This window comes from Pseudoruegeria sp. SHC-113 (assembly GCF_025376885.1).
Classification (GTDB): domain Bacteria; phylum Pseudomonadota; class Alphaproteobacteria; order Rhodobacterales; family Rhodobacteraceae; genus Pseudoruegeria.
On record NZ_JAHUBR010000001.1, the window covers coordinates 2,786,385 to 2,810,077 of the forward strand.

The 23,693-nt window shown below is 64.4% G+C and carries 20 protein-coding genes; 15 read left to right on the top strand and 5 right to left on the bottom strand.

Translation table 11 applies throughout. The features are described from left to right. Positions 1 to 7: 7 nt before the first annotated feature. The 5 genes from KVX96_RS13665 (at position 8) to KVX96_RS13685 (ending at position 5,315) form a co-directional block, all read left to right on the top strand. Positions 8 to 1,261: an ABC transporter substrate-binding protein gene (locus KVX96_RS13665; RefSeq protein WP_261195075.1), complete on the top strand. Its 1,254-nt coding sequence runs from the start codon at positions 8 to 10 to the stop codon at positions 1,259 to 1,261. Positions 1,262 to 1,335: 74 nt separating this feature from the next. After that, complete coding sequence (locus tag KVX96_RS13670; protein WP_261195076.1) at positions 1,336 to 2,244, top strand: carbohydrate ABC transporter permease; 909 nt, start codon at positions 1,336 to 1,338, stop codon at positions 2,242 to 2,244. A 12-nt stretch (positions 2,245 to 2,256) separates the two neighbouring features. Beyond that, positions 2,257 to 3,096, top strand: coding sequence for a carbohydrate ABC transporter permease (locus KVX96_RS13675; protein WP_261195077.1), 840 nt, complete (start codon positions 2,257 to 2,259; stop codon positions 3,094 to 3,096). A gap of 193 nt (positions 3,097 to 3,289) precedes the next feature. Continuing rightward, complete coding sequence (locus tag KVX96_RS13680; protein ID WP_261195079.1) at positions 3,290 to 4,318, top strand: Gfo/Idh/MocA family protein; 1,029 nt, start codon at positions 3,290 to 3,292, stop codon at positions 4,316 to 4,318. 1 nt (position 4,319) lies between these two features. Continuing rightward, positions 4,320 to 5,315 carry an ABC transporter ATP-binding protein gene (locus KVX96_RS13685; RefSeq protein ID WP_261195080.1) on the top strand — a complete coding sequence of 332 codons (996 nt, stop codon included), beginning with the start codon at positions 4,320 to 4,322 and terminating at the stop codon, positions 5,313 to 5,315. Between the two features lie 220 nt (positions 5,316 to 5,535). On the opposite strand, the gene KVX96_RS13690 is transcribed toward KVX96_RS13685, so the two are convergent. After that, the gene (locus KVX96_RS13690) at positions 5,536 to 7,179 is read right to left on the bottom strand and encodes a lysine--tRNA ligase (protein WP_261195081.1); all 1,644 of its coding nucleotides are present in this window, start codon (positions 7,177 to 7,179) and stop codon (positions 5,536 to 5,538) included. 326 nt (positions 7,180 to 7,505) lie between these two features. On the opposite strand from KVX96_RS13690, the gene KVX96_RS13695 reads away from it, so the two are divergent. Further along, a complete protein-coding gene (locus KVX96_RS13695) occupies positions 7,506 to 9,341 on the top strand; it encodes a M10 family metallopeptidase C-terminal domain-containing protein (RefSeq protein ID WP_261195082.1) in 1,836 nt (611 codons plus the stop codon). Between the two features lie 56 nt (positions 9,342 to 9,397). On the opposite strand, the gene KVX96_RS13700 is transcribed toward KVX96_RS13695, so the two are convergent. After that, positions 9,398 to 10,429, bottom strand: a complete 1,032-nt coding sequence (locus KVX96_RS13700; RefSeq protein WP_261195083.1) for a Gfo/Idh/MocA family protein — start codon at positions 10,427 to 10,429, stop codon at positions 9,398 to 9,400. A gap of 237 nt (positions 10,430 to 10,666) precedes the next feature. Between KVX96_RS13700 and KVX96_RS13705 the strand changes: the two genes are divergently transcribed. The 4 genes from KVX96_RS13705 to KVX96_RS13720 are packed head-to-tail and all read left to right on the top strand — an operon-like array spanning position 10,667 to position 13,727. Further along, positions 10,667 to 11,044 carry a tellurite resistance TerB family protein gene (locus KVX96_RS13705; RefSeq protein WP_261195460.1) on the top strand — a complete coding sequence of 126 codons (378 nt, stop codon included), beginning with the start codon at positions 10,667 to 10,669 and terminating at the stop codon, positions 11,042 to 11,044. 27 nt (positions 11,045 to 11,071) lie between these two features. After that, positions 11,072 to 11,776: an ABC transporter ATP-binding protein gene (locus tag KVX96_RS13710; protein ID WP_261195084.1), complete on the top strand. Its 705-nt coding sequence runs from the start codon at positions 11,072 to 11,074 to the stop codon at positions 11,774 to 11,776. Further along, positions 11,773 to 13,038: an ABC transporter permease gene (locus KVX96_RS13715; RefSeq protein WP_261195085.1), complete on the top strand. Its 1,266-nt coding sequence runs from the start codon at positions 11,773 to 11,775 to the stop codon at positions 13,036 to 13,038. Before KVX96_RS13710 ends, KVX96_RS13715 begins: the two co-directional genes overlap by 4 nt. 38 nt (positions 13,039 to 13,076) lie before the next feature. After that, the gene (locus KVX96_RS13720; protein ID WP_261195086.1) at positions 13,077 to 13,727 is read left to right on the top strand and encodes a DUF3299 domain-containing protein; all 651 of its coding nucleotides are present in this window, start codon (positions 13,077 to 13,079) and stop codon (positions 13,725 to 13,727) included. Between the two features lie 40 nt (positions 13,728 to 13,767). On the opposite strand, the gene KVX96_RS13725 is transcribed toward KVX96_RS13720, so the two are convergent. Further along, positions 13,768 to 14,856, bottom strand: coding sequence for an ABC transporter ATP-binding protein (locus KVX96_RS13725; RefSeq protein WP_261195087.1), 1,089 nt, complete (start codon positions 14,854 to 14,856; stop codon positions 13,768 to 13,770). 62 nt (positions 14,857 to 14,918) lie between these two features. Beyond that, on the bottom strand, positions 14,919 to 16,307 hold the full coding sequence (locus KVX96_RS13730; RefSeq protein ID WP_261195088.1) for a sodium:proline symporter: 1,389 nt from the start codon (positions 16,305 to 16,307) through the stop codon (positions 14,919 to 14,921). Positions 16,308 to 16,459: 152 nt separating this feature from the next. Between KVX96_RS13730 and KVX96_RS13735 the strand changes: the two genes are divergently transcribed. Then, positions 16,460 to 17,293, top strand: coding sequence for a universal stress protein (locus KVX96_RS13735; protein WP_261195090.1), 834 nt, complete (start codon positions 16,460 to 16,462; stop codon positions 17,291 to 17,293). A 19-nt stretch (positions 17,294 to 17,312) separates the two neighbouring features. Here KVX96_RS13735 and KVX96_RS13740 read toward each other — a convergent pair whose 3' ends face one another. After that, positions 17,313 to 18,092: an SDR family oxidoreductase gene (locus KVX96_RS13740; RefSeq protein ID WP_261195091.1), complete on the bottom strand. Its 780-nt coding sequence runs from the start codon at positions 18,090 to 18,092 to the stop codon at positions 17,313 to 17,315. A 386-nt stretch (positions 18,093 to 18,478) separates the two neighbouring features. Here KVX96_RS13740 and KVX96_RS13745 point away from each other — a divergent pair, with 386 nt between their 5' ends. From KVX96_RS13745 to KVX96_RS13760, 4 genes are all read left to right on the top strand, one after another. After that, a complete protein-coding gene (locus tag KVX96_RS13745) occupies positions 18,479 to 19,501 on the top strand; it encodes a Hint domain-containing protein (protein WP_261195093.1) in 1,023 nt (340 codons plus the stop codon). A gap of 4 nt (positions 19,502 to 19,505) precedes the next feature. Further along, the gene (locus KVX96_RS13750; RefSeq protein ID WP_261195094.1) at positions 19,506 to 19,982 is read left to right on the top strand and encodes a methyltransferase family protein; all 477 of its coding nucleotides are present in this window, start codon (positions 19,506 to 19,508) and stop codon (positions 19,980 to 19,982) included. 46 nt (positions 19,983 to 20,028) lie between these two features. Beyond that, entirely contained in the window at positions 20,029 to 21,636 is a 1,608-nt protein-coding gene (locus KVX96_RS13755) for a peptide chain release factor 3 (protein ID WP_261195095.1), read from the top strand. A gap of 515 nt (positions 21,637 to 22,151) precedes the next feature. Continuing rightward, the gene (locus KVX96_RS13760; RefSeq protein ID WP_261195096.1) at positions 22,152 to 23,579 is read left to right on the top strand and encodes a DEAD/DEAH box helicase; all 1,428 of its coding nucleotides are present in this window, start codon (positions 22,152 to 22,154) and stop codon (positions 23,577 to 23,579) included. Positions 23,580 to 23,693: the final 114 nt, after the last annotated feature.

Below are 23,693 nucleotides of genomic sequence, written 5' to 3' on the forward strand. Positions count from 1 at the left end.
GGGAACCATGAAGACCAAACACGCCCTGCTGACCCTGATGGCCAGCACCTGCCTCGCCGGCGCTGCTGCCGCGCAGGACACCACGATCACCATCGAAAGCTGGCGCAACGATGACCTCGCCCTGTGGCAGGAAAAGATCATCCCCGCCTTCGAAGCCGCCAACCCCGGCATCAAGGTGAAATTCACCCCCTCCGCCCCGGCCGAATACAACGCCGTGCTGAACTCCAAGCTGGACGCAGGCTCCGCGGGCGATCTGATCACCTGCCGCCCGTTCGACGCCTCGCTCGCGCTCTATGACGCCGGCCACCTCGCCGATCTCTCCGGCCTTGGGGCCATGGCCAACTTCTCTGACGTGGCCAAATCCGCCTGGCAGACCGACGACGGCGCGGCCACCTTCTGCGTGCCGATGGCCTCCGTGATCCACGGCTTCATCTACAACAAGGACGCTTTCGCCGAGTTGGGCCTCGAGGTTCCGCAGACCGAAGACGAATTCTTCGCCGCGCTGGAGACCATCAAGGAAGACGGCACCTACATCCCGATGGCCATGGGCACAAATGACCAGTGGGAAGCCGCCACCATGGGCTACAACAACATCGGCCCGAACTACTGGAAAGGCGAAGAAGGCCGCCTTGCGCTGATCAACGGCGAGCAGAAGCTCACCGACGAAGCCTGGGTTGCGCCTTACGCGACGCTGGCCAAATGGGGCGCTTACCTGGGTGACGGCTTTGAAGCCCAGACCTACCCCGACAGCCAGAACCTCTTCACGCTGGGCCGCGCAGCGATCTACCCGGCAGGCTCCTGGGAAATCACCGGCTTCAACGCGCTGGCCGATTTCGAGATGGGCGCGTTCAAGCCGCCGGTGAAAGCCGCGGGCGACACCTGCTACATCTCGGATCACACCGACATCGCCGTGGGCCTGAACGCAGCCTCCCCGAACATGGAAGCCGCCAAGACCTTCCTTGAGTGGGTCGGCTCCGAAGAGTTCGCCTCGATCTACGCCAACGCCCTGCCGGGCTTCTTCTCGCTGTCGAACTTCGACGTGCCGATGGAAGATCCGCTGGCGCAGGAATTCGTGGGCTGGCGCAGCGAGTGCGAAAGCACGATCCGCTCCACCTACCAGATCCTGTCGCGCGGCACCCCGAACCTCGAAAACGAGACCTGGGGCGCGTCCGTGGCGGCGATCAAGGGCACCGAAACGCCGGAAGCCCTTGGCCAGAAACTGCAGGACGGCCTCGCCTCCTGGTTCGCACCGCAGCAGTAACCCCTCCCGTTACTGCGACCTGATCCGGGCGCGCCTGTACGCGCGCCCGGACACTCCCAAGGAGGTTTTCCCTAATGCCCCGTATCCGCTGGCACATCGTGGTGTTCCTGGCTCCGGCCGTGCTTGTCTACACCGCCGTGATGATCTTTCCGCTGTTCAACACGCTGCGCCTCGCCCTTTACAGCGAGGTCGATCAGGCCCGCGTTTTCGTCGGCATGCAGAACTTCCGCACGCTGTTTGGCGATCCGATCTGGTCCGAGGCGTTCTGGAACGCGCTTGGCAACAACTTCTGGTTCTTTTTGATCCACATGCTGGTGCAGAACCCGATCGGCGTGGCGCTGGCCGCCATCCTGAGCCACCCGCGCCTGCGTTTCGCCGCGCTCTACCGCTCCGCCATCTTCATCCCCACGATCCTGAGCTTCGTGATCGTCGGCTTCGCCTGGAAGCTGATCCTTTCGCCGATCTGGGGCATCGCGCCGAGCATGCTCGATGCAGTCGGTCTGAAATCGCTTTTCGCGCCCTGGCTGGGCAAGGAAGAATACGCCCTCACCACGCTGGCGCTGATTTCCGTGTGGCAGTTCGTCGGCATCCCGATGATGCTGATCTACGCCGCGCTGCTGTCGATCCCCGAAGAAATCCTGGAAGCCGGCGAGATCGACGGCATCACCGGCATGGCCGCCTTCTGGAAGATCAAGCTGCCGCTGATCCTGCCCTCCATCGGGATCATCTCGATCCTCACATTCGTGGGCAATTTCAACGCGTTCGACCTGATCTACGCCGCGCAGGGCGCGCTGGCGGGGCCGGATTTCTCCACCGACATCCTCGGCACCTTCATGTACCGCACCTTCTTCGGCTTCCAACTGCAACTGGGCGATCCGCACATGGGATCGGCCATCGCCGGAGCCATGTTCGCCATCATCCTCGTGGGCGTCTGCATCTACCTCTTCGGGATCCAGACCCGCCTGCGCCGCTACCAGCTGTGAGGAGTTGAGAGAATGCACAAGGCCCGCACTAACCCGCTCAACCTCTTCGCGATGCACGGCGCGCTGATCCTTTACACGATCATTGCCCTCTTCCCCGTCTTCGTGATCCTCATCAACTCCTTCAAGACGCGCAAAGCCATCTTCCGCGAACCGCTGGCGCTGCCCGACAGCGAGACCTTCAGCCTGATCGGCTACCAGACGGTGATGAAGCAGGGGGATTTCTTCCTCTACTTCCAGAACTCGCTGATCGTGACGGTGGCCTCGCTGTTCTTCGTGCTGCTCTTTGGCGCCATGGCCGCCTTCGCGCTGGCCGAATACCGCTTCAAGGGCAACCTCGTGATGGGGCTCTATCTGGCGCTCGGGATCATGATCCCGATCCGCATCGGCACCGTGGCCATTCTTGAAATGATGGTGGCCACGGGCCTCGTGAACACGCTCTGGGCGCTGATCCTTGTCTACACCGCGCAAGGGCTGCCGCTGGCGGTGTTTATTCTCAGCGAGTTCATGCGGCAGGTCTCGGACGACCTGAAGAACGCAGGCCGCATCGATGGGTTGAGCGAATACACCATCTTCTTCCGCCTCGTGCTGCCGCTGGTGCGGCCGGCAATGGCGACGGTGGCGGTGTTCAACATGATCCCGATCTGGAACGACCTCTGGTTCCCGCTGATCCTTGCGCCGGCAGAAGAAACCAAGACGCTCACGCTGGGCTCGCAGGTCTTCATCGGCCAGTTCGTGACGGATTGGAACGCGGTGCTCTCCGCGCTCTCCATGGCGATCCTGCCGGTGCTGATCCTCTACGTGATCTTCTCGCGCCAGCTCATTCGCGGCATCACCTCGGGAGCGGTGAAATGATTTTCGCCCGGACCTCCAACAGAGGGCTGCCCCCGGCCGCGGGTGGGGGGAAAATGCACCGTCCATCGCTGGTATCGCCCGGCGGCCCCGCCGCCGGGCCGCGCCGACCCGCCCCCATGGGGCGGCGCGATTGCGCCACCCCGCGGGTCTCTGCGCCCCGGCTTCCGCTTGCCGTCAATCAAGGAGCCCGCCTATGACACGCGTTCTCATCGCCGGCCTTGGCAACATGGGCCTCTCCCATGCGCTGGCCCACCATCACCACGCTGACGCCGAAATCGTCGGCCTCGTGAACCGCTCCGGCCGCGTGGACCATCCCGCGCTGTCTGCATACCCCGCCTTCAGCGACTTCCACGACGCCCTCGCGGCCACCAAACCCGATCTCGTCGTCATCGCGACCTACTCCGACAGCCACGCCGACTACGCCTGCGCTGCAATGGAAGCCGGGGCGCATGTGTTCGTGGAGAAACCGCTCGCCACCACCGTGGCCGATGCCGAGCGCGTCGTGGCCTGCGCGAAAGCCAACAATCGCAAGCTCGTTGTCGGCTATATCCTGCGCCACCACCCCTCCTGGGTGCGGCTCATCAAGGAAGCGCGCGGCCTTGGCGGGCCTTACGTGTTCCGCCTGAACCTGAACCAGCAATCCTCGGGCGCGGAATGGGAAACCCACAAGGCGCTGATGCAGACGACAAGCCCGATCGTGGATTGCGGCGTGCATTACGTGGATGTCATGTGCCAGATCACCGACGCCAAACCGGCGCGCGTGCACGGCATGGGCCTGCGGCTCTCTGACGAAATCGCGCCCGACATGTATAACTACGGCCAGTTCCAGGTGATTTTCGAGGACGGCTCTGTGGGCTGGTACGAGGCCGGCTGGGGCCCGATGATGAGCGAAACCGCCTTCTTCGTGAAAGACATCGTTTCGCCCAACGGCTCTGTCTCCATCACCGATGGCAACAAGGGCGCAAGCAGCGATATCGACGGCCACACCAAGGTCGGCGGTCTACTTGTGCACACTTCTAAAAGTGACCGCACCATCGAGATGCCAGATGAACCCGGCCATCAGGAACTCTGTGACGCCGAGCAGGCCTACATGCTGCGGGCCATCGCTGAAGGCACAGACCTAACCCGCCACATGCAGGATGCCGTGCAATCGCTGCGCATCTGCCTTGCCGCCGACGAAAGCATTCGCACCGGCCAACCCATTGATCTGAAGGAGGCCTGACATGACCGCCCTCTCCCTCACCAACGTCTGCAAATCCTTCGGCCCCGTGGAGGTGCTGAAAGACATCAACCTAGACGTGGAAGACGGCGAATTCGTCGTCTTCGTCGGCCCCTCGGGCTGCGGGAAATCCACCCTGCTGCGCGTGATCGCGGGGCTGGAGGATGCCACCTCCGGCGAGATCAACATCGCCGGCGAACAGGTGAACGCCACACCGCCTGCCAAGCGCGGCATCGCGATGGTGTTCCAGTCCTACGCGCTCTACCCGCATCTCACTGTGCGCGGCAACATGGCGCTGGCGCTGAAACAGGCGAAGGTTTCCAAGGACGAGATCGAGGCCCGCGTGCAGGAAGCCAGCCGGATGCTGGATCTGGGCGCCTACCTTGACCGCCGCCCGTCCGAGCTTTCGGGCGGTCAGCGCCAGCGCGTCGCCATCGGCCGCGCCATCGTACGCCAGCCCAAGCTCTTCCTGTTCGACGAGCCGCTCTCCAACCTCGACGCCGCCCTGCGGATGAACACCCGGATCGAGATCGCCAACCTGCACCGCCAGCTGGCCGCCTCGATGATCTACGTCACCCACGACCAGACCGAAGCCATGACGCTCGCGGACAAGATCGTCGTGCTGCGCGACGGGCGCGTGGAGCAGATCGGCTCGCCGATGGAGCTTTATAACAACCCCGCCAACCAGTTCGTCGCGGGCTTCCTTGGCGCGCCCTCGATGAACTTCCTGCCCGCCGCGCGCGTGACGGAGGGCGATCCGCGCACGCTGGGCATTCGCCCGGAGGATATCACGCTCAGCGCGGATGGTCCGCTGAAAGGCCGCGTGATCCATGTGGAGCACCTCGGCGGCGATACGAACCTGATCGTGGATGCCGAGGGGCTGGACATGACGGTGCGGCTTTTTGGCCAAAGCAACGTGGCGGTGGATGAAACCATCGGCCTCGGGTTCGCGCCGGAGAAAGCCTATTACTTCGACGCGGAAGGTCAGCGGGCGCGGTAGGTTCGCATCTGTCCGGCGGATTGGCCCTCAAGCCAGACAGCAAGGCCCGGCGCGGGGGGAGCGCCGGGCCTTTTTCGATCCAACAGGGTCACTTTTCGCTACAAAGGGCAGCGCCGCCCCATGGGGGCGGGCCGGCGCTGCCCGGGCCGCTGCGCGCCCCGGGCAAAGAAAAAGGCGGCCTCAAAGAGCCGCCTCTCCCAGATTAATGCTAGGTCCCTTATCAGGCCAGCTCACCTGCAAGCGCGCTTTCGATCAGCGCGATGCTCTCATCCACCCCGTAAAGCGCGATGAAGCCGCCGAAGCGCGGGCCCTGGCTTGCGCCCAGCAGCACCTCGTAAAGCGCGCCGAACCATTCGCGCAGGTTCTCGAACCCGTGGTTCTTGCCCACAGCGAACACCAGCGACTGCAGATCGTCCGCATCCTCGAAGCTGAAGCCCGACAAATCGGCCTCCTGCCCCATCGCGGCGTTCTTCTTCTCGATCATCGCCTTGGCCACGTCGATGTCCTTCAGGGCGGCCACCAGATCGGTGAGTGCGGCGCGCTCCTGCTCGCTCGGCGCGCGGTAGACCTTCGCGGGCTTCACGAAATCATTGTAGTAGCGCACGGCGAAACCGGCGGCCTGATCCATCTGCGGGTTGGCCTCGGGGCTGGCCTCGGGCGCATAGCGCTGGATGAAGCCCCAGAGCTTGTCTTTCTCCTCGGCCCCGGACACGGAAGCGAGGTTGAGCAGCATGGAGAAGGGCACCACCATGTCGGAGATCGGCACGTCGCCGCCGTGGATATGCCAGACCGGGTTGTTCAACTGGGCCTTCAGATCCTGATCCGGGTAGGCGCGCAGTTGCTGGTGGTATTCATCCACCGCCTTCGGGATCACGTCGAAATGCATCCGCTTCGCCGTTTTCGGCTTCTGATACATGAAGTAGGCAAGGCTCTCGGTGGAGGCATAGGTCAGCCACTCGTCGATCGACACGCCGTTGCCGGAGGATTTGGAGATCTTCTGGCCGTGCTCATCAAGGAACAGCTCGTAGGTGAAATGCTCCGGCGCGGGCCAGCCAAGGATGCGGCAGATGCTGTCGTAGATCGGCGTGTTGGTGGAGTGATCCTTGCCGTACATCTCGAAATCGACCTCCAGCGCCGCCCAGCGCGCGCCGAAATCGGGCTTCCACTGCAGCTTAACGTTGCCGCCGGTGACAGGCAGCGTCCATTCCTTGCCGGTCTCATCGTCGAAGGTGATCGTGTGGTTTTCCGCATCCACCTTCTTCATCGGCACATAGAGCACGCGGCCGGTTTCCGGGTGGATCGGCAGGAAGATCGAATAGGTCTGGCGGCGCTCTTCGCGCAGGGATTTGAGCATGACCTCCATGATCGCGTCATACTTCTCGCAGGCGCGTTTCAGGATCTCGTCAAAAGCACCGGAGCGGTAGTATTCGGTGGCCGAATAGAACTCGTACTCGAACCCGAAGGTGTCGAGGAAACGGCGCAGCATGGCGTTGTTGTGATGGCCGAAGCTATCGAATTCCTCGAACGGGTCCGGCACCGAGGTGAGCGGCTTCTGCAGATGCTCTTTCAGCATCTCCTGGTTGGGCACATTGCCCGGCACTTTGCGCATGCCGTCCAGATCATCCGAAAAACAGATGAGCTTGGTGGGCAGATCGCTGATCACCTCGAAAGCGGTTTTGATCATCGTGGTGCGGGCCACTTCGCCGAAGGTGCCGATATGAGGCAGGCCCGACGGGCCATAGCCCGTCTCAAACAGCACGAAGCCCTTCTTGGGCGGCTGCTTCTGATAGCGTTTGAGCACCCGGCGCGCTTCCTCGAAGGGCCAGGCTTTCGAACTCATTGCAGTCTCGCGAAGATCAGACATCGTGCTAACTTTTCCTTAGTATCGCAGCCCCGTGCCACGACAAAGCGTGTCCTAAGTGCGGCTCAGCTTAAGGTCAATGTTCCGATGCGCGTTTGGCGCCAGATTCGCGCCGAATAAGACCTGAACAACCCTGTCTGCGCACACGGCGCAAGCCCCTTGGTCCTTATGGGAAAAGGACACCACGCGCGGACCACGTTTCAGATGCCTGTAAAACATGGTATCATGACACCCGCAACCACGCACGAACAGCAGGTCACATCCCAAAGCTGACCGCCGCCACCCATCAGACGACGGTCTCTTTTGCAATCGCTTCTCGGGAGTGCAAAATGACGCTACTGCCTTCAGACATTCAGACTGTCTCAACCGTGTTCGACGATCCAACGCTTGAATTTCTGGTCGCTGCCGATGTTGAGCTCGTGACGATCGGCGGACGCACGTTTCTCTACGTCGCCTCAATCGTCGACGATGGCATTGCCGTTTTCGAACTCACCTCAAACGGAACACTGCTGCCGCTGCCCGATGTGGAAGACGACGGCACCGTTGAGTTGGACGGGGCCTTTCAACTGACAAGTCTCGAGATCGGCGGATCGACGTACCTTTTGGCCAGTGGTCAATTCGACGACGGCCTTTCCCTGTTCTCCGTCGACCCGTCCACCGGCGCACTCTCGCATGTCGACAGTATCTCAGACACACCGGCACTCGAACTCGACGGCGCTTCCGGCCTTACAAGCGTCACCATTGGGAGCCGGACGTTCGTCGTCGTCGCCGGTTACAATGACAGCGGGATCTCTGTTCTGGAAATCGGGCAGAACCTGCACTTCAGCCACGTGCAGAGCATCCCGGACTCCGGCAACCTCGAGCTTCAAAACGCCTATTTCAGCCATGCCACCACGGTAGGCGGGAAGGTTCTGGTCTTTGTAACCGGGTATCTGGACGACGGGATCAGCGTGTTCGAGATGGATCCCGCCGGCGGTCTGACGCCTCGGTTCGATCTCGCCGACAGCGCTGCCACGTTGCTGGGCAGACCGGCGGAGATGGCCTCCGTCGACATTGATGGCACCACCTATCTCTACGTCGCCAGCCAGGCCGAAGCCGGGGTTTCGATCTTCTCCGTATCCCCTGACGGAACCCTGACCCCCTCGGGGCAGGTCAGCGATCCGGCAATGGCCGGAGCACACGGGCTATCCACCCATGATATCGGCGGCACAACCCTGCTCGCCGTCGCATCGCAAACAGCTGGAACAGTGAGTGTGTTTGCCGTGCAGTCCAATGGAGGGCTCTCGCTTGTCGGGCGCCTGTCCGATGACGGCAACACTGCTTTTGCGGGCACATTGCACGGCGCCTTCACGGAGATTGAAGGCCGGTTGTTCTATGTTGCCTCCGGCGCATCCGATAGCGGAGTCTCGGTGCTTGAAATCGGCGGCGGCGATGCCACGCTGGAGGGCACCGAGGGCGATGATCAGATTCTGGGGTTGGGTGGGGACGACCACCTGATTGGCCAGGCCGGAGACGACACGCTGAATGGCGGGGCGGGTGACGACACGATGGTCGGCGGGGCCGGAGCGGATGTTCTGGACGGCGGCGACGGGACCGACACGGCGGTATATGAAGGCAGCGAAGATGTTATCGTGTCTCTCGTGGATGGCACGGGATCGTCGGGCGACGCCGAAGGCGACACGCTGTCAGGGATCGAAAATCTTGTCGGCGGAGATGGCGATGATGATCTGATCGGAAACGCCAGCGACAATCAGCTCGACGGCGGTGCGGGCCGCGACGCCCTCCGCGGCAACGAAGGCGGCGACGTCCTTTCAGGCGACGACGGCAACGATGTTCTGGACGGCGGCGCAGGAGCCGACGTGCTGGACGGTGGAGCAGATCGCGACACGCTGGACGGCGGCACCGGAGACGACATCCTCACAGGCGGTGCCGGCAGGGATTGGTTCGTGTTCCGCGCTGAATTCGGATCTGACACTGTGACGGATTTCGAACACCAGACGGATCGAATTGACCTGCGCGCCTACCCCGATCTGGTCAGGTGGCAGCAGCTAAGTTTCGAACAGGTGGGTGATGACGTGCTGATGACGATCCATGGCACAGCAGATTCAATCCTGTTTCTTGATCAGACAGCGGAAGATTTCGGACGCAGCGATTTCCTGCTTTGAGATCCGGGCGGTTCGCGGCTCGGGAGGGAGCGCCCCTCTCACCCATCGCCAACTGTTCATGGGGCAATCACGACGCGGCGTTTCTCGCGCGCGGCCTGTTTGACGGCGGCGAGCACCCGCAGCGTGCGCAGCCCCTCCTCGCCGCTCACCAGCGGCGCGGCCTGCCCGGCGATCACTTCTGCGAAATGATCCAGCTGCGCTTCCAGCGGATCTTCCGCTTCCACAGTGAGGCCCTCGCGGGTGATCGGCTCCCACCAGCCGCGCTTTTGAGGGTGGTGCCAGAGCCCCAGATCGGGGATCGACAGCGCGCCACGGGTGCCTGCGATCGTATAGGCGGGCACGTCGGTTTTCGGATAGGCCGGGTTCTCGCCGGACGCAAACTCCCAGCTCCACGGCGACACCGCGCAGTCGGAGATCGACACCGTTCCCAGCGCGCCGCCTGCGAACTCCAGCAGCATGGCGGCTGTGTCTTCCACGGCGAAGCCGCGCACCGCGTTGCTCTCTACGGCCTGCACCGCCGTGACCTCACCGCAGAGGTGGCGCAGCAGGTCCAGATCATGGATCAGGTTGATGAAAACAGGCCCCGCCCCTTCCGCGCGCCGCCAATCGGGCGCGAAGTAATCTTCGGGTTTGTAGAGCCAGAACAAAGCGTTGGCCGCTACGATCCGCCCCAGACGCCCAGCCTCGATGGCCTCTTTTACGGCCCGGATCAGCGGGTTGTAGCGGCGATGATGGCCCACCAGCACCGGCACGCCCGCCGCCTGCGCCGCCGCCACCAGTTGCTCGGCTTCTTCCACCTTGTCGGCGATAGGTTTCTCCACAAGCACCGGCACCCCGCGCGCCACGCAGGCCAGCGCCTGCGCCACGTGGAGCTGGTTGGGCGAGGCCAGCAGCGCACCATCGGGCGTCACGGCCTCAAGCGCTTCATCCAGCGCGGCAAACAACGGCACCCCGGCCTGCGCAGCCACCTGCGTGGCCTGCGGGGCCGGATCCACGATGCCCGCCAGCCAGCCGCGCGCGCCCAGCATCGCGATATGGCGCTGCCCGATAAGCCCCGCGCCGACAACAATAATCCGTGGTTTTTCCATGCCCCTACCCATGCCTATTCTCCCGTTTCGCCCCACTCTAACGGCGCGGCGCGAAACCGGTAGCGGTTTCGCGGCAAACCGGCACGCGCCTGCGGCGCAAAACCCCGCCGATCGGCGGTTTTGCCCTCTGGCCCTTGGCGCGGCCCGCCACTATCCTCGCTTCAAGCCAGTTATTGGAGAAGACCCGTGTCCCAGATCCCCACCACCCTCACGGCGCAAGATTGCCTCGTGGCCATCATGATCGCCGAATCCGCTTCCGACGAGGTGGTCCGCACCAGCGAGCTTGTCACGATCCAGCGCATCGTGAACCATTTCCCGGTGTTCCACGATTACGATCAGGACCGCATGAGCACGGTGAGCAACATCGTTTTTGACCTTCTGGAAGAGGAAGACGGGCTCGATGCGCTCTTCGGTCTCGTGCGCGAGAACCTGCCGGAGCGGCTTTACGAAACGGCCTATGCCATGGCCTGCGACGTGGCCGCCGCCGATGGCACGCTGCACGGCCCCGAGCTGCGCCTGCTGGAAGAGATCCGCTACGAGCTGAACATCGACCGCCTGCACGCCGCCGCCATCGAACGCGGCGCGCGCGCCCGGCACATGACGTTGGGCGGCTAAGCACCAGCGAGCCGAGGCCACCTGCGCATGATCGATCTGAGCAATGTTGCCTACAGCTGGCCGGGGGCTACGGCCGCGCCCGGCGCTGGTGTGGCGCGGTTGAAGATCGACGCTTTCCACCTTGGCAAAGGCGAAACCGCCTTCCTGCATGGCCCCTCGGGCTGCGGGAAATCCACTTTCCTTGGCCTTGTCTCCGGCGTGCTGAAGGCCGACTCGGGCGAAGTGTGCGTGGATGGCACCGATCTTGGCAGCCTCTCCGCCGGGGCGCGGGATCGCTTCCGGGCGGAGCGGATGGGGGTGATCTTTCAGCAGTTCAACCTGCTGCCCTACCTTTCCGTGCTGGAGAACGTGCTGCTTTCGGTGCGGTTTTCGCCCAAGCGCCGCGCCGCCTGCGGGGCCGATCCTGCGGCCGAGGCGCTGCGGCTGCTCACCCATCTGCGCATGGGCGCGCCGGAGCTTCTGGCCGCGCCCGTCTCCCGCCTGTCGGTCGGCCAGCAACAACGCGTCGCTGCCGCCCGCGCGCTTCTGGGCCGTCCGCCGGTGGTGCTTGCCGATGAGCCGACCTCTGCGCTGGATGAAGAGGTGAAGGCCGAGTTCCTTGACCTCCTGATGGCCGAATGCGCGCAAGCGGGCAGCAGCCTTCTCTTCGTCAGCCACGACCCGCGCCTCGCCGCGCCCTTTGACCGCGCGCTGGCGTTTCGCGATTTCGCCCAAGCCGAGGCCGCCGCATGATCGCGCTTGCTTATCGTAGCCTGCTGAACCGGCGCTTCACGCTCTTGCTCACGGTACTGGCCATCGCGCTGTCCGTGGCGCTGCTGCTGGGCATCGAACGACTGCGCCAGCAGGCGCGCGATGGGTTCACGCAATCGGTTTCCGGCACCGATCTGATCGTCGCGGCGCGTGGCAATGATCTGCAGATCCTGCTGGCCGCCGTTTTCGGCATCGGCTCCACCTCCAACACGCTGGATTGGGACGCCGTCGAGGCCCTGCGCGCCATGCCGGAAGTCGCGTGGGCCGTGCCGATCTCACAAGGGGACAACCACCGGGGCCACCCGGTGATCGGCACCGAGCCCACCTATTTCGAGCGTTTCCAATATGGCCGCCGCGAGGCGCTTGCCTTCGCACAGGGGCGCAGCTTTGACACCTCCCAAGAGGCCGTGATCGGGGCGGAAGTGGCCACCCGGCAGGGCTACGGGCTTGGCACCACCATCGTGAACGCCCATGGCGCGGGCGATGTCTCCTTCGATCTGCATGATGAAGCCCCTTTCACCGTCGTCGGCATCCTTGCCCCAACCGGCACGCCGGTGGATCGCATGGTCTATGTGCCGCTCGAAGGGTTTGACGCGATCCACGCCGACAGCGCCGCAGCGCCCGCAACGGCAGACCCTTTCGCCGCCCCCTCCGCCCCCACTGTGCCCGCGGAGGCCAATGCCCCCTACCGCCCCAAGGCCGTGAACGCCGTTTTCATCGGGCTGGCCTCCCCCACGGCGATCCTGAACGTGCAGCGCAAGGTGAACCAATATGAGGCCGCGCCGCTCACCGCCGTGATGCCCGCCGTCTCGCTGCAGGGGCTGTGGCAGATCACCGGCACCGCCGAAGACACGCTGCGCGCCATGAGTTGGGCCGTTGTTGTTGCCGGGCTGATCGGCCTCGTGGTGATGCTTGCGGCCACGCTCGAAGGGCGGCGGCGCGAGTTCGCCATCCTGCGCTCGGTGGGTGCGACGCCCGCGATGATCATGCGGCTGATCCTTGGCGAGGCGCTGCTGATCACGGGATTGGGAATTTGCGCCGGGCTCATTCTGCTTTACCTGTTGCAGGCGGTGGCGGCGCCGCTGCTCGCGCGCGAGTTCGGCCTGCATCTGGGCTGGGCGCTTTCCAGCCGGGAGCTTATGCTGCTCGGCGCGGTGCTGCTGGCGGCCCTGCTGGCCAGCCTCGCCCCCGCATGGCGCACCTACCGCGCAACGCTGGCCGACGGGCTGACCCCTCGGCTCTGAGCCGACACGAGACAAAAGACGACACAGGAAACCGACAAATGAAACGCTTGATCCTCGCCACCGGGCTTTCGCTCCTTCTTTCCGCCCCCGTGGCGGCCACGGAAAGCGAGGTCGTCTACTGGGACGGGCTTTTGCCGGTGCAGGAACCCTACGAGGACCCTTTCCTCGATCTCACCTATGAAGATCTCGCCGATCTGCGCTTCATCTACGACTACGAGCAGGATCCCCAGAAATTCGCCGAGTTCGAGGACTACCCCGCTCAGGTGGAGGAAGCCCGCGCCCGGCTCACGGATCAGGGGCTCGACATCCAGTATCTGTTCGGAATGCGCGATATTGTGCGCGAGAAGCGCCGCGAGGCCTATGAGAGTGTGAACGAGGATCTCATCGGAAAATCGGTCCGCATCCCCGGCTACATGCTGCCCTTGCAACTGGATGGTCGCAAAACGACCGAATTCCTGCTGGTGCCCACCGTGGGTGCCTGCATCCACACCCCGCCCCCTGCCCCCAATCAGGTCGTTTACGTGACCTACCCCGAAGGCATCGAGGTGACGGGGCTCTACACGCCCGTCTGGATCACCGGCGACATGCTGAGCGATCTCTCCCGCCGCGAGGTGAACCTTGTAGACGGACAGGCCAGCGTGGATGTCGCCTACCGCATCGATGCGTTGAAGGTGGAAGAATACAAGTAAGCCAAAACCTTAAGCCGGGCGCGTGCCGCCCGGCCCACGCTTAAGCTTTCTTACCTGCGAAAACGAAGCAGCGTTCGCGCCGCACGGTGAGCCAGAGCGGCGTGCCGGGCTTGGGCAGGAAAACGCTGGGCACGGTGGCCTTCAGGATCGAGCCGTCGAAATCCATGCGGAATTCCACGAGGCTTTCACGCCCCATGAAGCGCGCCCGTTCCACAACGCCGCGCGCTGGCACCCCGGCCAGAGGCGTCGGATTGGGCCCTTTCCCGGCGCGGTCGAAATCGATCTTCAAGTGCTGCGGGCGGAACACGATATCCACTTCGGTGCCATCCGCCACGCCGGGCGCAAGGAACTGGCCGAAGGCCGTTTCGGTCAGCGCGCCGCGCACAGTGCCCTGAATGACGTTGATGTCGGAGAAGAAGGCCGCCGCGGCGCGGTCCACAGGCTTGTTGTAGATGTTGTAGGGCGCGCCCTGCTGAACGATCTTGCCGTCGCGCATCAGCGCGATCTGATCGGCCATGCGCATGGCCTCATCGGGCTCGTGCGTGACCAGCAGAACCGCCGTGCCTTCTTCCTTCAGCACCGCAAGCGTTTCATCGCGGATGTCATCGCGCAGGCGGTTATCAAGGCCGGAGAAGGGCTCGTCCATCAGCATGATGCGCGGGCGTGGAGCTAGCGCTCGGGCCAGTGCCACGCGCTGCTGCTCGCCGCCCGAAAGCTGGTGCGGGTGTTCGTCGGCAAAATGCAGAAGGCCCACGCGGGTGAGCAGCTCCTCCACCCGCGCGCGCTTCTCCGCCGCACTCCCTTTGAGGCCGAAGGCGACGTTCTGCGCGATGGTCAGGTGCGGAAACAGCGCGAAATCCTGAAACATCAGGCCAATGCCGCGCCCTTCCGGCGGCACGCGGTGGATCGTGTCGCAGACAAGCTTGCCGTCGACGTAGATCTCGCCGCTGCTCTGCATGTCCACGCCCGCGATGATGCGCAAGGTCGTTGATTTGCCGCAGCCCGAAGGGCCGAGCAGGCAGGTCACTTCCCCCGCCGCGATCTGCAGCGAGACGCCGTCCACCACGTTGCGGCCGCCGAAGCGGCGGGTGATGTTGCGGATTTCCAGTCTGGGTGCGGTGCCTGCCAAAGGTTCTTGCCTGAAGTGTACCCGATCAATTCCATCGGGCTTTCCTCAGGCAGATACCAGCCCTAATTGCCCGGCACAACCCTCGCCGCCGCGCGCGCGCCGGTGAGAACAGCTGCAAAGCCCACGACCAAAACCACGACGCAGATCGCCAGCAACTGCTCGTACTTGTGTCCCTCCGGCAGCAGCGCGGCCACGAAGGGCTCGGCGCGCAGGAAATAGGCGGCAGCCCCCAGCATGGCGGCAGCAAAGGCCACGCCGAAGGCCCAGCGCGGGATGGCGCGGCCCTGCACGAGTCCGATGATCAGCACCGGCGTCAGGAACATGCTCGCGGTGCCGGAGACGGCCACGGCGTCAAACAGCGTCTGGTTGCCCGAAAGGGTCAGCAGCGCGCCGATGCCCATGAAGGCAACCATGGCGATCCGCCCACCCGACAGCGTGCGGGGCAGCCAGCGCAGCTCTTCCACGCAGAGCCGCGCGGCGGAGGCCAGGGCGCTGTCCAGCGTAGAGAGAGCCGAGACGAGCAACGAGAGCAGCAGCGCGGCGAAGATCCACGGCGGGAACATCCCGGCCCAGGTTCCGATCAGCTCGCCCTCATAGCCCGCGCCCACAAGGCCGGCCTGAATGCCGAAGAAGCCGAAGCCGATGATGCAGGCCGTGCTGATCCAGAAGGCGTGCAGGAACGAAAGCTTCGTCGTGCGCGCATCGGCCAGGAAGCCACGGTCCATCATCACAGGATCATGCGCCGGGTAGGAGAAGACCTGCAGGAAGGCCACCAGTAGCAGCACCCAGCCGTTGTAGCTGCCCGAGGTGCCCGGCGCGGTGAGCACGGCGGCAAGCGAGAAGCCGGGGCTGAGGATCAGCGCGAGGAAGGCGGCGGCGAAGACCACGAGGAAGACGATCATCTGCACCACATCGGTGCGCAGCGAAGCCGAAAGCCCGCCGGCCGCGGAATAGGCCAGCCCAAAGCCCGCGACCGCCAGCACCGACCAAAGCTGCGCGCCCTCTACCCCGGGCAGCACCGCGCCGAAGATCAGGCCGACAACGAGCAGGTTTGCGAAGACCTCCGACAGCAGCCGCAGCCCGATGACGAAATTGTAGCAGCCGGTGCCAAAGCCACCGAAGCGCTGCGAAAGCCAGTCCTGCACGCTGCGCCCGCCGCCTGCGCGGATGCGCGCCACGATGAAGCCGCCGGTCAGGAAGGAGCCATAGTAGGCTGCATAGGCGAGGGTTCCGGCCATGCCGTAGAAATAGCCGAGGATCGCGGCGTTCATCAGCGAGCGGGCGAAGATCCAGGTGGTGACCTGGCTCAGAACGAGCGTCCAAAGCCCCGGTGCCGCGCCCTGCGCGCCGATGCCGCCGAAGAAGCCCTCCGGCGTGGCCTTGCGCGGTGCGACGGCGAGGCTTGCGGCAATGACGAGCCCGAAAAGAGCAATGAGGATAATGGCCTGCATGGGGATCTTCCTGTTGTGCGTCACCTGTTGACCCAATGCTTACACACCGCTCCCCTTGCGGCGCGAGTGGAAAGAACGGGGGTGACAGGATCGTGAGAGCCATCTTACTGTTTGGTGAACACTGTGGCCCGTGGAAGGCAAAGGGGAACGGCATGAAGAACATCGTGGTTGCCACTGATCTGTCGGGCCGCTCCGCCCATGCGCTCAGCCGCGCCTTTCAACTGGCCGCGCAATCCGGGGCCTCGGTGACGGTAGTGAAGGTCGCGGATGAGGATCTGCCCGCCACCATGTCGGCCAAGATCCAAATCGACGCGCAGGAGATGCTGGAGGCGCTCTGTCGGGCGGAGGCCGCAAAACATCCCGCGCCTTTCTCCATTGAGGTGCTCACCGGCGATCCGGCGCAATGCATCCGCGCCTGCGCCCGTGATTATGACAGCGATCTGATCGTGCTCGGCGCCCACCGGCGGCGCGGCTTTCTGGACGGGATGCGCGAAACCACGCTGGAGCATCTGGTGCGGATCGTGCGCCGCCCTGTCCTGCTGGCTTCGCTGCCTGCCGATGCGCCTTATACGAAGGTTCTGGTGCCGATGGATTTCTCGCCCGCCTCCACGGCAGCGGCGAAAGCGGCGCTGAAAGTGGCGCCAGCCGCCGAGATCGCCGCCTTCCACGCGGTGCATGTGCCCTATCAGGGCATGGCGCGCGGTGGCCCCGAGAAGGGCATGGAGGATGTGTTTCTGAACGAAGCCCACGAGGAGCGCGACCGCTGGCAGGCGCAATCGGGCCTGCCCGAGAGCTTCCCCCTGCCCGACATCAGCGAGGGGTCCGCCCAGCAGCTTTTGGACGCGAAACTGGCGCTCTTCGGCCCGGACCTGATCGCCATCGGGGCCCACAGCCGCGCCACGGCGGCGCGCTGGATCGTGGGCAGCTTCGCCGCCGGGCTGGTGCGCAACCCGCCCTGCGACGTGCTGGTGACACGCCCCGCGTAAAGCCGGGCGCGCCGCTGCCTTACAGCGTGGCGTTCACCGCGCCACCGTCCAGCAGCACGTTCTGGCCCACGATGAAGCCTGCGTGCTGGGAGCAGAGGAAGGCGCACATGGCCCCGAACTCGGCCGAGGTGCCATACCGCCCGGCGGGGATTGTGGCGGCGCGCTGCGCAATGGCGTCTTCCATCGAGATGCCCTGCTGCTGCACCACGGCGTTATCAAGCGCGATAGCGCGATCCGTGGCGTGGATGCCCGGCAGCAGGTTGTTGATCGTCACGCCCTTGCCCGCGACCTGCCGCGAGGTGCCGGCCACATAGCCGGTGAGCCCGGCGCGCGCGCTGTTGGAGAGGCCCAGAACGGCAATCGGCGATTTCACCGACTGGCTGGTGATGTTCACCACCCGGCCCCAGCCCTTCTCCATCATCTGCGGCAGCAGCGCCTTCATCAGCGCGATGGGGGTGAGCATGTTGGCATCCAGCGCCTTGATGAAATCATCGCGGTCCCAATCGCTCCACATGCCCGGCGGCGGGCCGCCCGCGTTGGTCACGAGGATGTCCACGTCGCCCGCCGCTGCCAGCACTTTCGCGCGGCCCTCTTCCGAGGTGATGTCGGCGGCCACGGCGGTGACTTCCACGCCGAACCGCGCGCGGATCTCCTCGGCCGTCGTTTGCAGCGGGCCTTCGGTGCGCGCGTTCAGCACAAGGGCGACGCCCTCGGCGGCCAGTGCTTCGGCGCAGCCGCGCCCCAGCCCCTTGGACGAGGCGCAGACAAGCGCCTTCTTCCCTGCGATTCCCATGTCCATGGAATGCTCCCTTCGCTTCCTGATGTGGCGCATGCCGGTGACATGCGATCTTGTGAATTCCTGCCTGCCTTCCGGCAAGCGCCGCGCCCACCCTGCCCCAGGGCTGCGCGATTCGCACCCTCTGGCCGATCGGTTCCCGCTTTGCCACGTTCTGCAGCACGCTTGCAGTATTGTTCACCCAATCGAAACACTCTTGCGCCAATGCTTGCCTTGCACTTGGCACGGGGCGGCCCCAGATTGACCAAAATCTTGTAAAACTTTACTTTACTGGCGGGGGTACTGCGATGAGCCACGCAGTCCGCGCCCTTGCAGGGCCCCTGTGCAGGGCCAAACCACACGCACCGGGCGCCTGCCGGTGGCTCCAGGACGAAAAGAGACTTGTGAAGATGTTGCCGCTTCCAGCCGGTTCCATGCTGCCTTTGCAAACCCTGCCCGTTTTCCGGGCGGAGGCGTTTGTTGCGGTTGATGGTGCCAATCTGGGCGATCCGCTGAGCGATGCGAGCGAACTGGTGCTGGACGACACCTATGCGCTCACCGAAGGCGCGCGGCGCGGCAAGCTTGCCATCGCCGTGACGCCGGACGGCCCGTTCCGCGTCTCCGACGGCTCCGACATCGGCGAGGCCGGCAACCAGATCCACCTCGACAGCACGATCACCCTGATGAGCCCGGACGGCGCCACCATGGAAGCGCTGGTGCTGGCCGAGGTGAACCCGGACGAAGGCTATCTGGTGGAGGTCTACCTGCTGCCGCTGGCCGATCTGGCCCCGAAAACCGATTACCGCCTCGTGGGCGTGGAGAGCGACACCGCCAAGGCCCGCTTTGCCGAGGTTGCCTGCGTCTCCTTCGCGCGCGGCACCCATATCACGCTGTCTGACGGCCGCCAGCGCCCCATCGAGGATCTGCAGGTTGGCGACAAGGTGCTGACCCGCGATGACGGCCCGCAGACGATCCGATGGATTGGCCAGACGACGATGCGCGCGGTGGGCGATTTCGCCCCCATCGTGATCCGGCGCGGCACGCTCAACAATGCCAATGATCTGACGGTCAGCCCCAACCACCGGCTGTTCATCTACCAGCGCCGGGACGAAATCGGGCTGGGCCGCTCCGAGGTGCTGGTAAAGGCCAAGCATCTGGTCAACGGCGAAAGCGTGTTCCGGCAGGACGGCGGCTTCGTGGATTACTTCCAGATCCTGTTTGACCGCCATCACATCATCTATGCCGAGGGCATTGCGGCGGAAAGCCTTCTGCTGGATCGCCGCACCACGCCCGCCCTGCCGCAAGATCTGGCGCATCGGCTCTCCAACCTGATCCCCGGCCATGCCGACAGGCCGCACAAGGATTTCGAGATCCACAAGAGCCTTCTGAGCGCCAACGCGGTGGACGATCTGCGCCGCGCCTCCGATCGCTGATCCCGTGGCACGCGCGCCGCAGGATCGCCCGGCCATCCGGCTCTACCCGCCCGCCCTTTCCGTGGCCACGCCCTGCGCGGCAATCCTGCTGGAATGGCTTGCTCCCCTTGGCTGGCTGCCCGGCTGGCCCAGCCTCTTCACCGCCCTCGGCCTTGCCCTCATGGCGCTGGCTGGTTGGCTCGCCATGCGCGCGGGCCGTGCCTTTGCCACGGTGAAAACCAATATCGACCCGCGCAGCCCGGCCACCGCCATCGCCGAAACTGGCCCCTACCGCTTCACGCGCAACCCGATGTATCTGGGCATGGTGTTCTTGCAGATCGGCCTCGGCCTTGCGTTTTCGCTGGAGTGGGCGCTGCCGCTCGCCGCCCTGCTCTGGCTCGCGCTGGACCTTGCCGTGGTGCGCCCGGAAGAGGCCTACCTGAGCGCGAAATTCCCCGAAAGCTACCCGGCTTACCGCAGGCGCGTGCGGCGCTGGATCTGAGCCAAGCCTTATTGCCCTTTTCGCGGGCGCAGCCTATATCGCGCCCATGTTGGACAGAGCCTCAAACACGCCCGAACTGCCTGCCGAAGTCGCCCGCCGGCGCACCTTCGCCATCATCTCGCACCCGGACGCCGGGAAAACCACCCTGACGGAAAAATTCCTGCTCTATGGTGGCGCGATCCAGATGGCCGGACAGGTGCGCGCCAAGGGCGAGGCCCGGCGGACGCGGTCGGACTTCATGAAGATGGAGCAGGACCGCGGCATTTCCGTTTCGGCCTCGGCGATGTCCTTTGATTTCGGCAAGTTCCGCTTCAATCTGGTGGACACGCCCGGCCACAGTGACTTCTCTGAAGACACCTATCGCACGCTCACCGCGGTGGATGCCGCCGTCATGGTGATCGACGGCGCGAAAGGCGTGGAAAGCCAGACGCAAAAGCTGTTTGAGGTTTGCCGCCTGCGCGATCTGCCGATCCTGACCTTCTGTAACAAGATGGACCGCGAGAGCCGCGACACCTTCGAGATCATCGACGAGATTCAGGAAAACCTCGCCATCGACGTGACGCCGGCCAGTTGGCCCATCGGCGTGGGCCGCGATTTCATCGGCTGCTACGATCTGCTGCGCGACCGGCTCGAGCTTATGGACCGCGCCGACCGCAACAAGGTGGCTGAAAGCATCGCCATCGAAGGGCTGGACGATCCGAAGCTGGCCGAGCATGTGCCCGCCGATCTGCTGGAGAAGTTCCTTGAAGAGATCGAGATGGCAAAAGAGCTGCTGCCGCCGATGGACGCGCAGGCGCTACTGGACGGCACGCTGACCCCGATCTGGTTCGGCTCCGCCATCAACTCTTTCGGGGTGAAGGAGCTGATGGAAGGCATCGGCGCCTTCGGGCCCGAGCCGCAGGTGCAATCGGCCGAGCCGCGGCAGGTGAGCCCGGCGGAAACCAAAGTGGCGGGTTTTGTCTTCAAGGTGCAGGCCAACATGGACCCGAAGCACCGCGACCGCGTCGCCTTCGTGCGCATGGCCTCGGGCCATTTCAAACGCGGCATGAAGCTGACCCACGTGCGCTCCAAGAAGCCGATGGCGATCACCAACCCGGTGCTCTTCCTCGCCGCCGACCGCGAACTGGCGGATGAGGCCTGGGCGGGCGACATCATCGGCATCCCCAACCACGGCCAGCTGCGCATCGGCGATACGCTGACCGAGGGCGAGATGCTGCGCGTCACCGGCATCCCCTCCTTTGCGCCGGAACTTCTGCAGACAGTGCGCGCGGGCGATCCGATGAAGGCCAAGCACCTTGAGAAGGCGCTGATGCAGTTTGCCGAGGAAGGCGCCGCCAAGGTCTTCAAACCGAATATCGGCTCGGGCTTCATCGTCGGCGTCGTTGGCGCGCTGCAGTTCGAAGTGCTCGCCAGCCGGATCGAGCTGGAGTACGGCCTGCCGGTGCGCTTTGAGGCCAGCCAGTTCACCTCGGCGCGCTGGGTCCATGGTGCGAAGCCCGCTGTGGAGGCTTTCGCGGCCGCCAACAAGCAGCACATGGCCACCGACAATGACGGCGACATGGTCTACCTCACCCGCCTGCAATGGGACATCGACCGCGTGGGCCGGGATTACCCGGAGGTCACGCTTTCGGCCACGAAGGAAATGCAGGTCTAGCACCATTCTCCCCCGGATCGGCTGTGGATAACTCTGTGCACCCTTCCGCCGCACGGGGGTAACGCTGCGTCATACCGGCGTCTCGGACTGCAAAACGCCGCGCGGCGCCCGGCCTCCTCAGGGGCGGGCGCGGCCTGCGTTCCCCGCGCAAGGATATTACGCCGCCATTTTGATGGCGGGTAGACGGCCGGCTTGAATGCTCTCTCGGCCCGCAATCTCCAAATTGCCGATAATTCTCACTGAATCAGAACGGTATACTGCTGCGTGCCACGTCGCGGCAGGGCTGTGGCTCCGTCGGTCCATCCTGTTAATGCGCCAATCCGGGGCCCATACGCTGCGGAAAACCCCGCGAATTGCCGCCAACCCACCGCCTCCATTGACGAAATGCCTGTTTTTCAGTAGGCACAGGCGCACCAGAAGGGGGGATGTGCATAATTCGCCGCGGCATCCGGCCGGCGGGCGAGCCCCCACTCATAGCGAATACGGCGTCACAGAGCCGTAGAACACGGATACGAATGACGAAATTTGCTGATCTCAAGCTGGATCCCAAGGTCCTGAAGGCCGTCGAGGCCGCAGGCTACGAAACCCCCACCCCCATTCAGGCCGGGGCGATTCCCCCGGCGCTGGAAGGGCGCGATGTGCTGGGGATCGCACAGACGGGCACCGGCAAGACGGCTTCCTTCACCCTGCCGATGATCACACTGCTTGCCAAGGGCCGCGCCCGGGCGCGGATGCCGCGCTCGCTGGTGCTGGCACCCACGCGCGAGCTGGCCGCCCAGGTGGCCGAGAACTTCGACATCTACGCCAAGAACACCAAGCTCACCAAGGCGCTGCTGATCGGCGGCGTGAGTTTTAAGGAGCAGGACGCGCTGATCGACCGCGGCGTGGATGTGCTGATCGCCACCCCGGGCCGCCTGCTCGATCACTTCGAACGCGGCAAACTGCTGCTGACGGGCGTGCAGATCATGGTGGTGGACGAAGCCGACCGCATGCTCGACATGGGCTTCATCCCCGACATCGAGCGCATCTTCTCGCTCACCCCCTTCACCCGTCAGACGCTGTTTTTCTCCGCCACCATGGCGCCGGAGATCGAGCGCATCACCAATATGTTCCTGTCCAACCCGGCCAAGGTGGAAGTGGCCCGCGCCGCCACCACCTCGGAGAACATCACACAGGGCGTGGTGGTCTATAAGCCGAGCCGCAAGGATCGTCAGGCCAAGGAAAAGCGCGAGCTTCTGCGCGCCCTGATCGAACAGGAGGGTGAGGGCTGCACCAACGCCATCGTCTTCTGTAACCGTAAAACGGATGTGGATATCGTCGCGAAATCGCTGCAGAAACACGGCTACAACGCCGCGCCGATCCATGGCGATCTGGACCAGAGCAAACGCATGGAAGTGCTCGGCGGCTTCCGTGAAGGCAACCTGCGCTTCCTTTGCGCCTCAGACGTTGCCGCGCGCGGGCTGGATATTCCCAACGTGTCTCACGTCTTCAACTACGATGTGCCGAGCCACGCCGAAGATTACGTCCACCGCATCGGCCGCACCGGCCGCGCCGGGCGCAAGGGCAAAGCCCTGATGATCTGCGTGCCGCAGGACGAAAAGAACCTCGACGCGATCGAGCGCCTCGTGAAACAGGACATCCCGCGCCTCGAAAGCCCCTACACACCCGAGGCGCCGAAATCCCGCTCCCGCAAAAGCGCCGACAGCGCTGAGGACACTCCGCGCGAGAAGAAACCCGCCAAGGCAGAGAAAGCAGAGCGTTCGGAGAAGAAGGAGCCCAGCAGCGCCTCCAAATCCTCCCGCGCGCGCAGCAGCAGCTCGCGTAGCAAGCCCAGCGATCAGCCCCGCGAAAGCAATCGCGGCAAGGGCGGTCAGGTCGTCGGCATGGGCGATCACCTGCCGAGCTTCATCGCGCTGAGCTTCGAAGAGCGCCGCGCTGGCTGAGCCAGCCCGCCAATTCCTGAACAACAAGACCCGGCCAATGGCCGGGTCTTTCTTTTCGCGGGGGCTCTGCCCCCGCACCCCCGGGATATTTCGGGTCAGAAGATGGGGCCCCAC

Coding starts and splice junctions, on each gene's coding strand:
- KVX96_RS13665 (WP_261195075.1), top strand. CDS start 8: ATGAAGACCAAACACGCCCTGCTGACCCTGATGGCCAGCACCTGCCTC.
- KVX96_RS13670 (WP_261195076.1), top strand. CDS start 1,336: ATGCCCCGTATCCGCTGGCACATCGTGGTGTTCCTGGCTCCGGCCGTG.
- KVX96_RS13675 (WP_261195077.1), top strand. CDS start 2,257: ATGCACAAGGCCCGCACTAACCCGCTCAACCTCTTCGCGATGCACGGC.
- KVX96_RS13680 (WP_261195079.1), top strand. CDS start 3,290: ATGACACGCGTTCTCATCGCCGGCCTTGGCAACATGGGCCTCTCCCAT.
- KVX96_RS13685 (WP_261195080.1), top strand. CDS start 4,320: ATGACCGCCCTCTCCCTCACCAACGTCTGCAAATCCTTCGGCCCCGTG.
- KVX96_RS13690 (WP_261195081.1), bottom strand. CDS start 7,179: ATGTCTGATCTTCGCGAGACTGCAATGAGTTCGAAAGCCTGGCCCTTC.
- KVX96_RS13695 (WP_261195082.1), top strand. CDS start 7,506: ATGACGCTACTGCCTTCAGACATTCAGACTGTCTCAACCGTGTTCGAC.
- KVX96_RS13700 (WP_261195083.1), bottom strand. CDS start 10,429: ATGGAAAAACCACGGATTATTGTTGTCGGCGCGGGGCTTATCGGGCAG.
- KVX96_RS13705 (WP_261195460.1), top strand. CDS start 10,667: ATGATCGCCGAATCCGCTTCCGACGAGGTGGTCCGCACCAGCGAGCTT.
- KVX96_RS13710 (WP_261195084.1), top strand. CDS start 11,072: ATGATCGATCTGAGCAATGTTGCCTACAGCTGGCCGGGGGCTACGGCC.
- KVX96_RS13715 (WP_261195085.1), top strand. CDS start 11,773: ATGATCGCGCTTGCTTATCGTAGCCTGCTGAACCGGCGCTTCACGCTC.
- KVX96_RS13720 (WP_261195086.1), top strand. CDS start 13,077: ATGAAACGCTTGATCCTCGCCACCGGGCTTTCGCTCCTTCTTTCCGCC.
- KVX96_RS13730 (WP_261195088.1), bottom strand. CDS start 16,307: ATGCAGGCCATTATCCTCATTGCTCTTTTCGGGCTCGTCATTGCCGCA.
- KVX96_RS13735 (WP_261195090.1), top strand. CDS start 16,460: ATGAAGAACATCGTGGTTGCCACTGATCTGTCGGGCCGCTCCGCCCAT.
- KVX96_RS13740 (WP_261195091.1), bottom strand. CDS start 18,092: ATGGACATGGGAATCGCAGGGAAGAAGGCGCTTGTCTGCGCCTCGTCC.
- KVX96_RS13745 (WP_261195093.1), top strand. CDS start 18,479: ATGTTGCCGCTTCCAGCCGGTTCCATGCTGCCTTTGCAAACCCTGCCC.
- KVX96_RS13755 (WP_261195095.1), top strand. CDS start 20,029: ATGTTGGACAGAGCCTCAAACACGCCCGAACTGCCTGCCGAAGTCGCC.
- KVX96_RS13760 (WP_261195096.1), top strand. CDS start 22,152: ATGACGAAATTTGCTGATCTCAAGCTGGATCCCAAGGTCCTGAAGGCC.